General features: G+C 44.2%; 11 protein-coding genes. 4 read left to right on the top strand and 7 right to left on the bottom strand.

Annotation, left to right across the window (positions count from 1 at the left end; translation table 11 throughout):
- The first annotated feature begins 207 nt into the window (after positions 1–207).
- From R7E38_RS10860 to R7E38_RS10870, 3 genes are read left to right on the top strand one after another with little or no spacing between them, the layout of a single operon-like run.
- On the top strand, positions 208–1326 hold the full coding sequence (locus tag R7E38_RS10860) for a glycosyltransferase (RefSeq protein WP_226083614.1): 1119 nt from the start codon (positions 208–210) through the stop codon (positions 1324–1326).
- On the top strand, positions 1319–2509 hold the full coding sequence (locus R7E38_RS10865; protein ID WP_226083615.1) for a glycosyltransferase family 2 protein: 1191 nt from the start codon (positions 1319–1321) through the stop codon (positions 2507–2509). Before R7E38_RS10860 ends, R7E38_RS10865 begins: the two co-directional genes overlap by 8 nt.
- Before the next feature lie 10 nt (positions 2510–2519).
- Positions 2520–3158 (top strand): sugar transferase, encoded by a 639-nt coding sequence (locus tag R7E38_RS10870; protein ID WP_226083616.1) that lies wholly within the window; start codon positions 2520–2522, stop codon positions 3156–3158.
- Between the two features lie 19 nt (positions 3159–3177).
- On the opposite strand, the gene R7E38_RS10875 is transcribed toward R7E38_RS10870, so the two are convergent.
- The 5 genes from R7E38_RS10875 to hrpA all read right to left on the bottom strand — a co-directional run bounded on the left by R7E38_RS10875 (position 3178) and on the right by hrpA (position 11000).
- Positions 3178–3567: an ATP-binding protein gene (locus tag R7E38_RS10875; protein ID WP_226083617.1), complete on the bottom strand. Its 390-nt coding sequence runs from the start codon at positions 3565–3567 to the stop codon at positions 3178–3180.
- Positions 3568–3693: 126 nt separating this feature from the next.
- A complete protein-coding gene (locus tag R7E38_RS10880) occupies positions 3694–5274 on the bottom strand; it encodes a BCCT family transporter (protein ID WP_005377659.1) in 1581 nt (526 codons plus the stop codon).
- A 362-nt stretch (positions 5275–5636) separates the two neighbouring features.
- Positions 5637–6152 (bottom strand): outer membrane beta-barrel protein, encoded by a 516-nt coding sequence (locus tag R7E38_RS10885; protein ID WP_005377661.1) that lies wholly within the window; start codon positions 6150–6152, stop codon positions 5637–5639.
- Positions 6153–6351: 199 nt separating this feature from the next.
- Positions 6352–6831 (bottom strand): outer membrane beta-barrel protein, encoded by a 480-nt coding sequence (locus tag R7E38_RS10890; RefSeq protein ID WP_021033871.1) that lies wholly within the window; start codon positions 6829–6831, stop codon positions 6352–6354.
- A 182-nt stretch (positions 6832–7013) separates the two neighbouring features.
- On the bottom strand, positions 7014–11000 hold the full coding sequence (gene hrpA, locus R7E38_RS10895) for an ATP-dependent RNA helicase HrpA (RefSeq protein WP_206946894.1): 3987 nt from the start codon (positions 10998–11000) through the stop codon (positions 7014–7016).
- 185 nt (positions 11001–11185) lie between these two features.
- Between hrpA and R7E38_RS10900 the strand changes: the two genes are divergently transcribed.
- On the top strand, positions 11186–11770 hold the full coding sequence (locus tag R7E38_RS10900) for an FMN-dependent NADH-azoreductase (protein WP_017820648.1): 585 nt from the start codon (positions 11186–11188) through the stop codon (positions 11768–11770).
- Positions 11771–11864: 94 nt separating this feature from the next.
- Here the strand turns inward: R7E38_RS10900 and R7E38_RS10905 are convergent, their stop codons facing one another.
- On the bottom strand, positions 11865–12152 hold the full coding sequence (locus R7E38_RS10905; RefSeq protein WP_005389458.1) for a hypothetical protein: 288 nt from the start codon (positions 12150–12152) through the stop codon (positions 11865–11867).
- 164 nt (positions 12153–12316) lie between these two features.
- A complete protein-coding gene (locus R7E38_RS10910) occupies positions 12317–13621 on the bottom strand; it encodes a MipA/OmpV family protein (protein WP_033905356.1) in 1305 nt (434 codons plus the stop codon).
- Between the last annotated feature and the right edge of the window lie 189 nt (positions 13622–13810).

A 13810-nucleotide genomic window follows, 5' to 3' on the forward strand; every position in this document is an offset into this window, starting at 1 on the left:
CATTTACAAGCACTCGGTCGGCGAGTGCTTTTCTTTTACTACTGCCTTATACAGCCTCATAGTATGTCCACTAATATGAATCTCAAATTGAGAATAAACATAGAACTTCACACGAGCTGAAATTAACCTATTGTTTTTAAATATTTAATTTCTTGGCACGCTGTCTGCAATTCCTAAATAAACAAAGAACTCAACGAGGGTTTGAAAATGGAATTCAGACAAAAACACAATAACACTAAGCATAGCAAAAAAGTGATATTACACGTCGTGCAGCACTTAGCTCCTGGCGGTTTGGAAATGCTCGTATTAGAGATGCTTCGTTTTGCGCAACCGAATCATTCCGTGTTTGTCGTAAGTTTAGAGGGAAGCAAAGCGCAAGCACTGCAATGCTGGCAAAAACTAGTGCCCTACCAAGGCCAACTGCACTTTCTTAATAAAAGACCTGGATTCAGCGGAAAAACCATCAGTACGCTGACTTCCATGCTCAAAGGACTTAAGCCTGATGTGGTCCACACTCACCATATCGGACCACTCTTATATGGTGGGATTGCGGCACGTTTAGCGCACGTACCTGTAGTTATTCATACCGAACACGACGCATGGCACCTTAATAACAAAAAATCAGCTCGACTGCAGTCCCTACTGCTAAAAATGATTCGTCCACATGTGGTTGCCGATGCGAACTTTGTCGCCGAACAAATCCAAACAAAACTGAATTACCGCAAAGTCTGCACCATACATAATGGGATCGATTGCCAGAAATTTCAAAGCGGTAACCAAGCAACCAAGAGAAACTTGTTTGGGCTTCCAGCCAACAAAACCGTGATTGGAGTGGCTGGACGTTTAGAAGCAGTTAAAGGCCATAAAGTGCTTATCGAAGCCTTCTCTCATCTTGCGCCAAACACACACCTAGCCATTGCTGGAGATGGTTCTCAGCGAGCTCAATTGGAAGCACAAGTTAGAACGTTAAAACTTGAAGATCGAGTAACCTTTTTAGGTTTGGTGGACGATATGCCCAGCTTTTACCAAAGCCTAGATTTGTTTTGCTTACCATCACTTCAAGAGGGCTTTCCTCTCTCAACCCTCGAGGCTCAAGCATGTGACATTCCTTGCGTCGCGACGGATGTTGGCGGCGTGAAAGAGACGCTCTGTCCGAACAACAGCACACTGGTTGAAGCAAATCGCGTGTTTTCGTTGGCCGAAGCGTTATCACAGCAACTGGAATCATCACACCATTCTCCTCGAACTTTTATTCTCAAACACTTTGATATCAGAGACATGGTGAGTCGCTACTCACGTTTGGCCAAGGAGGCTAGCTATGAATGATTTACTTTGGATTATAGGGTTTGGTTTATCCGCGTTTTTGATTGTCTATCATCACGTTGGGTATCCACTGCTCCTTAAGTGGCTTCCTTTAAAACAGCAAGACGAAACCAAAGCACCATTTGTAGAGCGAGCTTACAAAGCCTCCAAAGCAGATAACCAGCTACCCTCTATTACTGTCATCGTGCCCGCCTACAATGAAGAACAATGGATAGCAGAGAAGATCCGTAACCTTGCGAGCCTAGATTACCCGAGGGATAAATTAAGAGTAGTGATCGCATGTGATGGCTGCACAGATAACACAGCCGAGATTGCCCAAGCGACAATTCAAGAAGCAATCTGCTCTGATACTCTGTTCATTATTAATGATCACCAAGTCAATCGCGGTAAAGTTGCCCTACTCAACGAAGAAATGCGTCATGTTAGCTCGGACATTACCGCACTGAGTGACACGTCGGCATTGATTTCTTGCGATTCTCTATTGCTAGCTAGTCAGCATTATCAAAATGAGAACGTTGGAGTGGTTAACGCAACATATCAAATAATGAGCACTGATAACCAAGGTGAAGCAGCGTATTGGCAATACCAGTCTCGAGTAAAGCACCAAGAATCCTTGTTAGGTTCAACGATTGGTTCCCACGGTGCGTTTTACACTTTCAGAACTCACTTATTTGAACCACTGGAAGTTAGCACCATTAATGACGACTTTATTCTCCCTATGAGAATCGTTTTGCGAGGCTATAGCGCTATTTACGAGCCAAACATGCTGGCGCTTGAGCTCGAACAAAGCTCAGATGACGCAGATTTCAAACGACGCCTAAGAATTTCAGCGGGTAACATGCAGCAGCTCATGCAATTAAAGAAATTACTGCTACCTCGTTATCGTGGCACTGCCTTTGCATTTCTATCTGGAAAGGTCCTGCGCTTAGCAACACCCTATTTGATGATTGTTTGCTTTATTTGCTCACTACTACTGGCACACAATCCGCTGTTTCAAGTAATGCTGTTCGCACAAGTTGGCATTTACAGCATCGCGCTTATCACTTACTTGATGCCAACACTTAACACAATTAAACCTTTTAAGCTGATTAGCTACATCGTCATTGGTCATCTCGCCAACTTTATCGGCGGTATGAAGTATTTACTCGGAATGGAAAATGTACGTTGGAAACGCGTCAACCAATAAGGAAAGCATCATGAAAAACTCACGCTACGATTCAAATGTATGCCACGCGAAAAGAACGTTTGATGTACTGGTTGCAATGCTTATTTTGGTCGTCACTGCACCACTATTCCCATTTATCGCGCTAGCTATAAAAATCACATCGAAAGGCCCAGTGATCTATCGTCAACTGCGTGTTGGGCGCTGTACACCAGAAAAAATGGATCTTTTTCAAATCATGAAGTTTCGCACCATGTATATTGATGCAGAGCAACGCTCTGGCGCAGTATGGGCAACTGAAAATGATCCCCGCATCACGCCAGTAGGACGCTTTTTACGCAAAACGCGTTTAGATGAACTACCTCAACTATTTAATGTATTGAAAGGTGAAATGTCGATGATTGGGCCGCGCCCAGAACGCCCAGCTTTCTACCAGAAATTGGAAGATGAAATCCCCTATTTTGTAGAGCGCACATATGGCGTGTTACCAGGTATCACAGGCTTAGCTCAGGTTAACCAAGGCTATGATGCATGCATTGAGGATGTAAGACGCAAAGTTGGGTTTGACCACAGTTACGCACTAAGCTTAGGTTCGTTTTACTCTTGGATTTCAATGGACCTTTCAATCATGAGCAAAACATTCGTTGTGATGATTGACGGACGAGGTCAATAACTTCCGGTTCTGGTAACGGTCACTCTTGCCACTGGCGTCGCATCTTTTCTATCGTCGCTGGTGGCACATCATGAATGCTTTGATACGCTCCGCGGCACACTTTAATTTCCACCTCGATGCGCTTCTTCATGCAGTAGTCCATGTAACGCTTCATCTCCCAATGTCGAACAAACGTATTGCTCACAATCACGACTCTCCCTTTGTTCAACCACTTTCTAGTTTGCTGAAAACACCACTCATGCGCTTGAGGTAATTGAACTGGTTCAAAGTGATAATCACCTTCATCATTTTCAAAATACATGTCAGCTTCAAAATGCTTAGCACCAAGCTCTATCGCTAGTTGTTTTGCTAAGGTTGTTTTACCTGAACCCGGAAGTCCACGAATAAGAATGAGTTTAGCCAGTGACATAATGCAGTTTAATGAGGTGGGAATAAGCCTAAACTGTAACGAAATTATTGGAAAAGAAAAGTAGAAATAAAAAATGCCGAGCACATTAGGCTCGGCATTTAAACTCAATCATGGATCGTGTTGTATTTATTTGTAAGCTGGCAGTTCTGTTCTTAACCCTTTCACCAAACTTACGCACATCAACAGCAGAACAAAAGTAAACGGTAATCCTGTTGCAACAACACCTGATTGCAATGCTTGCAGGGCTTCTTTACCACCAACCCAAAGCATTACGGCTGCAATTGCACCTTCAATACACGCCCAGAAAATGCGTTGCGGTACTGGTGCATCAATCTTACCACCGGCGGTAATACTATCGATAACCAGTGAGCCAGAGTCTGACGATGTAATAAAGAATACCAGAATCAGCACGATAGAAAGCATTGAAATCACTGAGCTATACGGAAGCGCATCGTAAACATGGAACAGAGTCAATGAAATATCAGTTAGGCCATTTGCACCTAGCTCACCAACTTTATTCACCACTTGGTCAAGCGCGATACCACCAAACACAGACATCCAAATCAAAGTAACAACTGTAGGAATAACGATGACTGCGAATAAGAATTCTCGAACCGTACGACCTTTAGACACACGCGCGATAAACATACCAACAAACGGTGACCAAGATACCCACCAAGCCCAGTAGAATACCGTCCAGCCGTGCATCCAAGTTTCATCTTCACGACCGTGAGGGTTACTCAATGGAATAATATTTTCAATGTAAGCCATTGTTGTGTCGCGTAGCGAGCTCCACGCCGTATCAAACGTGATGAAGGTAATGAAAATAAGCAGCGCAAACGCAACCACCATATTGACGTTACTCAGTAGCTTAACACCACCATCAATACCACGAATCACTGATAGCACCGCGATAAAGGTAACGAAGGTGATCACAATCATTTGTGTACCAATGCCGCCTTCTAGACCAAAGACATGATTAATACCACTGGTCGCCTGCTGAGCACCCAGACCTAGCGACGTTGCAAGACCAAATAGCGTCGACAAAACGGCAAGGATATCAATAACGTGACCTAACCAGCCCCATGCACGGTCACCAAAAATTGGATAGAACGCCGCGCGCAATGAAAGTGGTAAACCTTTGTTAAAGGCAAAAAACGCTAATGCTAGTGCAACGAGTGCGTAAATACTCCAACCATGTACACCCCAGTGGAACATAGTGGCACCCATCGCGAGGGATTTTGCTTCTTCGGTGTATGGTACTGCGTTAAGTGGCATTCCCCACCAATCAGTGAAATACGCGGTCGGCTCAGCCACACTCCAGAACAGAAGACCAATACCCATACCCGCGGCGAAAAGCATCGACAACCAAGAAACGGTTGAGTGATCCGGCGTTGCTTCTTTGCCACCTAAGCGGATTTTACCTAGCGGAGAAAAAAGAAGAGCAACGGCGAACAATAAGAAGAAGTTTGTCGACCACATAAAGAACGCATCAAACTGTTCGATAATTCCGTTTTTTAGACCGTTTAATACGTCACGAGCAGTGGTTGGCTCAACAAGAAGAAGTGAAATCAGACAGAAAACAACGAGCCCCGCACTAATGCCAAAAACCGGGTTATGTATATCGAATCCCCACTTTTGAACGTTATCCTGTCCAACCTGATAATCGGTTGTATCAATACTATATTTTTTAAATGCATTATCCATAAATACAAATTTAACGTGAATTTGAAACGCCCCTCAGGTGAGAAGAACTCCAATACCGCCCTCCATTAATTTGAACTCTAAAGTTTTAAAGCGGAACGAATTTTAGCAGCAATCACATATTTTTGCAAAAAGTCGTGGTTTATTGCATTTTAGGCTCAATTCGAGACAAATGAAGGGGAAATAATATCAACACAAAAATTACGAGGTCTAACGATTGATTTTGTCGTAGGTTGTAGACTAGAAAAGACACAAGAAATACTTAAGTTCATAGCCAGTCACTGCGCAAATAGAGAAGACCTGCGCTGATTTGGTTTCACAATTAACGACGAAACCAAATCAGCAAACCTTTCATCCAGCGAGCGTTATAAGAAATGGAAGGTGATGTTCCCTGTTACGCTGCTAACGGTATCGCTATCGCCTTCAATATCCACGCCAAACGCTTGATAACTCGCGCCCACAGACACATTGTCAAGCAAGAAGTATTCGGCACCAACACCATACATGTAAGAGACGCCATCATCTTTGTCTAAGTTTCTCAGTCCACCGTCATAATCAACGTTGAATGCATTGATGCCGCCTTTTGCGTAAACGTGTAACGGGCCGAAGTCGATACTAGGTTTCGCCGCTAAATAGAATGAATCAAAATCAGCACTACCCCTGCTGCCACTCAAAGATAAATCCACTTTGCCGTGGTTAAAGTAGCCTGCTTCAATGCCAATGAACGGCAAAATACCAGTACCAACATGAATACCGTAGGTTGTATCATTTTCGCTGTCGATATCGGACTGACCAATTTGGCCACCAGCGTAAATCCAAGAGTCAGCCATAGCTGATGTTGAGCACAACGTTAGAGCGAATAACGAGAGTGTTTTTTTCATACTATCCCTTCCTGATCGATTCCTAAGCGAAACATTACGCAAATATGCGCATTTAATCGCCACTATATATTGGAAAGCATAGGCATTTTAAGACTCTAAAAGTGAATAATTTATGTTCAACTTTTGTTTTGTGACTTCCAGACAAAAAAACACCGGCATAAAGCCGGTGTGTTTCATATGGTGTTAGAAAGCTTGACGCTTATAGGAAATGTAGTGTTGCGTTAACAGAGAACGTGCTGATATCGTCTTTACCAGCAGTGTAGTTCATGTAGCTAGCACCAACAGACATTGGGCCAAAAATGAAGTACTCAGCACCCACACCGTACATTAGGTCCAAATCGTCATCGTCTTTGCCGCCTTTCACTTTTTTGTCCCACTGATGGAAACCACCTTTTGCGTACACGTGTAGCGGACCGAAGTCGATACTTGGCTTAAGTGCTGCGTAGTAAGAAGTTAGCTTAGTGTCTTGACCATTTACGTTGAACTCACCGTGTTGTGTTACACCAGCTTCAACACCAATGATAGGTAGAATGCCTGTACCAACGTGAACAGAGTATGATGTGTCCGTTTCACCTTTGTAGTCAGACTGACCTACTGTTGCACCACCGTAAATCCAAGAATCCGCCATTGCCGCAGAAGATGCGCCAAGTAGCGCCACTGCTAATAGAGTTTTTTTCATCATCTACCTTTACTCTTTATTATTCCCACGTCTGCATAACTCAGTCGTTGGTACTACAAATAAAGGGAGGCGAACTATTGCCTCCCAGAACTAAAAAATAATGCTTATTGAGTTACTAGCAATTAGTGTACCAGCAACTTCTTAAGCGATAATTACAAATCTGACACTATTTTACTGGTTGATTAGCAAGCATCAATCGCGTTTTTGACTCGTTTATCAGAAACAGGATAAGGAGTGCCTAATTGTTGAGCAAAGTAACTCACGCGAAGTTCTTCAATCATCCAACGCACTTCTTTTACATTTTCAGGAATGGCCACACCTTTCGGGATCTTGTTCAGCAACTCTTTATAGTCTTGAGTCACAGATTCAATCTTCAGCATATGTAAACGATCTTTGTTTGGATCGATTGGCAACTTCTCCATACGACGCTCTATCGCGCGCATGTAGCGAAGAATATCCGGCAAGCGCTTCCAGCCACATTCCGTTGCAAAGCCTTTGAAGATCAAGCCTTCAATTTGTGCTTTGATATCGGACAGAGCAAACGCCATTGTGAAGTCGATCTTGCCTTTTAGCTTCTTATTGATGCTAAACGCCGTGGTCAGAATAGTCTCAACCTGTTGAGCGATCTCTACAACGGTGTCACCCAATTCAGCACGAACGTGTTCTTTCAATGCTTCGAACTTCTCTGGCTCCCAAACTAAACCACCCTGCTCTTCAATAAGCTTATCGACACCGCAGGCAATGCAGTCATCTATCAGATCAAGCACTTTGCCGTAAGGGTTAAAATACAACCCCAACTTCGATTTGTTCGGTAAGTTAGCGTGCAAATATTTAATTGGAGACGGTACATTCAACAAAATCAAACGACGCTGGCCAGCGCGCATTGCGGTGATCTGCTCGTACTCCGTTTCGTAGAGTTTGATTTCAACGCTGTCTTTGGTATCAACAAGCGCCGGATACGCTTTTACATCGTAGCCGCCACGTTTTTGTTGATACACTTTCGGCAATTCTCCAAAACTCCACGTATGCAGACCTTGCTGTTCGATATCGTCATCCGCAACTTTGGAAAGCGTTTCTTGAACTTTGTCTTTCAAACTTTCTTTCAGTTCATGAAGGTCTTTGTTTTCCTTCAGTTTACGATTTCGGTGATCAACCGCACGAAACGTGACTTTCAAGTGCTCAGGTACTTGTTCCAAGTTCCAGTCTTCACGCAGCACTTCTACGCCCGTCATGCGTCGCAACTCTTTCTCCAATGAATCTAACAGCGGAGCTTCCATTGGCGTAACGCGCGCTAAGAATGCATCGGCATAGTTCGGCGCAGGCACAAAGTTCTTACGAATTGTCTTTGGCAACGATTTAATCAAGCTAACCACAAGCTCATGGCGTAAACCTGGGATCTGCCAATCAAAACCCGCTGGTTCAACTTGGTTTAAAATCGGCAACGGCAAATGCACTGTGACACCGTCACTATCATCGCCTGGTTCAAATTGGTAACTCAATTTGAGCTTCAAACCATTTTGATGCCAGAAGTTCGGGTAATCCAAATCGGTCACATGGCTAGCATCACCCTTGAACAGCATCTCTTTTTCAAAGTTCAGCAGTTCCGGATTTTCTTTAGATGCCTTTTTCCACCACGTATCGAAGTGTTTGCCAGAAACGACTTCAGTACCAACACGTTGGTCATAGAAATCAAACAGCTCATCATCATCCACCAAGATGTCACGACGACGAGATTTATGCTCAAGCTCTTCCACTTCTTGCAGAAGCTTACGGTTTTGCTTAAAGAACGCGTGTTTGGTTTCCCATTCCCCCTCAACCAATGCACTACGAATGAAGATTTCGCGACTTACGGTCGAATCGATACTGCCGTAGTTGACCAAGCGTTTCGGTACGATTGGTACGCCGTAAAGCATCACTTTTTCGTGCGCCATCACCGCAGCGCGTTTCTTCGACCAATGTGGTTCGCTGTAACTACGTTTAATAAGGTGTTTAGCTAACGGTTCAATCCATTCTGGCTGAATCTTTGCGATGATACGACCCCAAAGTTTTGAGGTTTCCACCAACTCAGCAGACATGATCCACTTAGGCTGTTTCTTGAATAGACCTGATGCAGGGAAGATATGGAAACGAGCATTACGCGCGCCTTGATATTCATTCTTTTCTTGGTCTTTCATGCCGATGTGCGACAGCAAACCAACCAAAATGGCACTGTGTACGCCATGGTAAGAAGCGGGCTCATCGTTAAGCTTGAACTCCATCTCACGCATCGACTGATGAATTTGGAAGTACACGTCTTGCCACTCGCGAACGCGCAAGTAGTTCAAATAGTCTTGCTTACACTGTTTGCGGAACTGATTGCTAGACAAGGCTTTTTGCTGCTTTTGGATGTATTCCCACAAATTCACAAATGTCAGGAAGTCCGACTCTTCATGGAAGAAGCGACGATGTTTATCGTCTGACGATTGTTGTTTGTCGGAAGGACGCTCGCGTGGATCTTGAATCGACAAGGCCGCTGCAATGATCATCACTTCTTTAAGCGCACCATATTTTGGTGCTTCCAATACCATACGCGCCAAGCGCGGATCGATTGGCAAACGCGCTAATTGGCGACCAATGGAAGTCAGGCGTTTTTTCGGGTCTTTTACCTCAGAGTTAATCGCACCAAGCTCTTCCAGCAAACGTACGCCGTCTTGGATGTTACGTTTATCCGGTGCTTCCACAAATGGAAACGCTTGAATATCACCCAAACCAAGTGCCGTCATTTGCAAGATAACCGACGCTAGGTTGGTACGCAGGATTTCAGGATCAGTAAACTCTGGGCGCGACTCAAAATCTTCCTCTGAGTACAGACGAATACAGATACCCTCTTCCACACGACCACAACGACCTTTACGCTGGTTCGCACTCGCCTGAGAAACTGGCTCGATTGGAAGACGCTGAACCTTAGTACGGTAACTGTATCGACTGATACGCGCCGTACCCGGGTCGATAACGTATTTAATGCCCGGAACAGTTAGCGAGGTTTCTGCCACGTTGGTTGCCAGTACAATTCGGCGACCAGTGTGAGGTTGGAAAATCTTATTCTGCTCACCTGCCGACAAACGCGCGTAAAGCGGCACAATTTCCGTGCTCTTCAGATTACGTTTGGACAATGCATCTGCGGTATCACGGATTTCACGTTCACCGTTCATGAAAATCAGGATGTCACCTAAACCTTCATCGCACAGTTCATCTACCGCTTCGAAGATGCCTTCAAGCTGGTCACGATCATTGTCGTCATCACCGCTTAGTGGGCGGTAACGTGTTTCTACTGGGTAAGTACGACCCGATACTTCAATGATTGGTGCATTGTTGAAGTGTTTTGAGAAGCGTTCTGGGTCGATGGTTGCCGACGTGATGATCACTTTCAAATCAGGACGACGTGGCAGCAACTCTTTCAAGTAACCCAAGATGAAATCGATGTTGAGGCTGCGCTCGTGCGCTTCATCGATAATGATGGTGTCGTATTGATTCAAGAAACGGTCATGCTGAATTTCAGCTAGCAAGATACCGTCCGTCATCAATTTGATTTGGGTATTTTCAGAGATCTGATCGTTGAATCGAACCTTGTAACCAACAAACTCACCAAGCTTGGTTTCCATCTCTTCGGCAATACGGTTAGCAACCGAACGCGCTGCAAGACGACGAGGCTGAGTATGACCAATCAGACCAAATTTACCGCGACCAAGCTCAGCACAGATTTTGGGTAGCTGAGTGGTTTTACCTGAACCGGTTTCACCCGCGACGATAACCACTTGGTTTTCTTCGATCGCTTTCGCAATATCGTCGCGTTTTTGGCTGACTGGAAGAATTTCAGGGTATTCAATCGTTGGTTTGTAGCTACTACGTTGCTCCACAACCATCATGGATTGGGCGATGTCTAATGCGATTTCGTCGAACACAGCATTACGCGCTGCGTCCTTCTTAATTTTGCTTGCACCAGAAATACGTTTACTCAAGCGGAAACGGTCGCGCATCATGCACTGATTCAGCGCTTTACGCAGAGATGCAGCACTATTCACTTGAGCCTGAGGTGTTTGAGCTTGTTTCGCTGTCGCTTTTTGCGCACCATTTGACGGTGTCGCTTGCTCTTCAGCTAGATTCTTTTTTGGGGGCTGTGACGAAGTCAAAGCGTTTCCTATTCTTTTCATTACAAAAACTGCGCGGATTGTATCACACAAGATCTGTAACAAGATAACCGAAAGCTCATTCAATTTTTTCGAACATGTTCAGCGAATCGCTAGGCTTTTGAACTCACTTACGTTGCTTATAATAGCTCCCATAGTCGAAAGCACTTATTTAAGGAATAACCATTATGTCTCGTGTACTAGCTCTAAAATCAAGCATCCTTGGCGATTACTCTCAATCAAACAAATTGGTTGAAAACTTCATCAAAAATGTAGACCAAGACAAGCTTACTGTTCGTGATTTGGCTGCAAACCCTCTACCTGTTTTGGACTTCGCCGTTGCGACTGCACTGCGCGCTACGGAAGATCTTTCACAAGAACAGCAAGCGGTGGTCGACTTGTCTGACACCCTTATTGAAGAAGTAAAGGCCGCAGACACTTTGGTTATTGCCGCTCCAATGTACAACTTCACCATCCCGACTCAGCTTAAAAACTGGATTGATTTGATTGCTCGTGCAGGCGTGACATTCAAATACACAGAAAACGGCGTTCAAGGTTTGATTGAAGGTAAAAAGGCGATTGTAGTAACGACTCGCGGTGGTATCCATAAAGATTCACCAACTGACAACGTTACGCCATACCTACGCACTGTGCTGGGTTTTGTAGGAATCACTGATGTGGAATTTGTTTACGCAGAAGCGCTAAACATGGGTGAAGATGCGGCTGCAAAAGGCATTTCAGAAGCGCAAAGCCAACTTGCAACAATGGCGTAAGTTAGAATAAACCAGAATACAAAAGGGATTGGTTCGCGCCAATCCCTTTTTGGATCCTGATGCCTTAATCGTATTTATAGGGTCTCTTACATCGTCAAAAACGATTCACTTTCTCCAAGTTGCGTATTGCATCAAGGTAGACTTTTTCTAAAGACCGCTCAGCTTCGCTTATCATATTCTCGATCATCGCATTAAACGCGACATCGCTACGGATTTCTATATTGTCTCCCGCCTTAACGTCAAGAGAGTTGACGTACAACACCAACCATTCATCGCCCTCCAAGTGCCCTTCTCCGTGAATGGCAAAAAAGCGTTTGGCAAATTCAGCGTTGGTACAATTTATCGCTTCAATTTGAAGATTGAATGAGGAGTCGATACTCATGGTGCTCATCCCATCCGATTCATCAGATGCATCACAAACAGCCTTAACTCTGGCACGATATACGAAATTTCTCGTTGAAAGCAGCATAGTATTATTCATCATTACTCATAATGGGCGATAAATAAGTCAGTTGCAAATCCGACTTATATGCATCTCGCGATGCGCTAAAACTCGAACTGGAAATAAATAGTATTGTAGTTACTCCCACCTTTAATTCGCCCAAACTGGGAAGCGCTTTCAAAAATCGCCGAGCGGTGATGCAATGAATAGCCCACCCACATATTGTTCCAGCTCTTTTGGTTGAAGAGATCGCCTACATTGACATCAAACGAGAAATCTAAGTAGTTGAGCAACTTGCTTGGTGTATAACCCTTGTCTTCCATTTCTGTGCCTTCAATATAGGTAATGCTATCAATGTATGACACACCTTCCGCTACACCAAATCGCCAAGTCGTAGGCCAATTAACCGTATAATAAGCCTTAATCGCCATGACGTATTCTGTGCTCGCAGACTGAACACTGGACGACCAGTGATGAACCAACCCTGGCGTTAAATAAATATCAAGAGGAAAACCAAACAGCTCATCCGTTAATGGATGCCCATAAAACAATGAAGTAAGTTGATTGTCGTATGGGTCTTTTTCTCTCTCAAAGCTAAATATTTCACCGATGTTCGAAGGCGTCGCCCAACCATGCGCAATACGTAGATATGCTTTATTGCTCAGTGTCGGTTTCGGAGCTTTGCTTTTATCGTTGAAAAAGCCAAAACCGACAAACACTTCTCCCTGATATCGATCTTCTACAAGCTGACTGTTGTAGGCGTTATCATCTAAGCGAGTAACACTCGTCTCACCCAATAAATACAAATTTGAAGTTACATGGTAACGCGCTTTAATACCAAGATTGGTGTCAAGCCCAGCTCCAATTCTCTCGCCAGTAATATCCTTAAAGGAATAATATTCACTATTGAAATCAGCGTCTTTGTATCGAATCGTAATCGATGGCTCTAATTCCCAATCACCAAATACATAATTGGCAGCAAGGCGGTAATTAGAGTGAAACTGGAGTTCGTCGTCCGTCATCAACTCTACTTCTGCGCGCCAAGTGTCGTTAATGCTATAACGCACTTGCCCACCGAAATCGACTCTGTCCCCTTCATTAGCATTTTGTAGCGACATGGGAATATCGACAAATCTCAATCGCATGAGTGCGCTCGCGCGCCAGTCGGAATCACTCTCGTTATACAAAAAAGCGCCACCTTCAATGCCATTGATATACACATGTTCGTTTTCAAAGAACATCATTGGTACAAATGTACTCACCGTAGAGTCATTATCGGCGGTGTAAAACGGAATCGATGCTGTGCGATACATCGCAGCAATCCCCCACGTTTGTTCGTCTGCACCATGCGCAGAAGAAACTGCCGCAGCTAAAGGTAAAGCGAGTGTTGTTAGAATTAATCTCTTCATGAGTTCGAAAAATGTTGGTTGAGAAGCAGGCAAACATCAATGATTTGCCATTAAAAGCTTATGTTCTGCTGATGATAGCCGTTACAATGGCAAATGTTGTCATCCTCGTGACAGTTTGAGTCCCAAGATCATATTAATATTGCACGACTAGGTGAGCTTGTTTGCGAATATTTTACCATTACAACAAGC

The sequence above is a fragment of the Vibrio sp. Vb2131 genome (assembly GCF_033338535.1).
In the GTDB taxonomy this organism is placed as follows: Bacteria; Pseudomonadota; Gammaproteobacteria; order Enterobacterales; family Vibrionaceae; genus Vibrio; species Vibrio alginolyticus.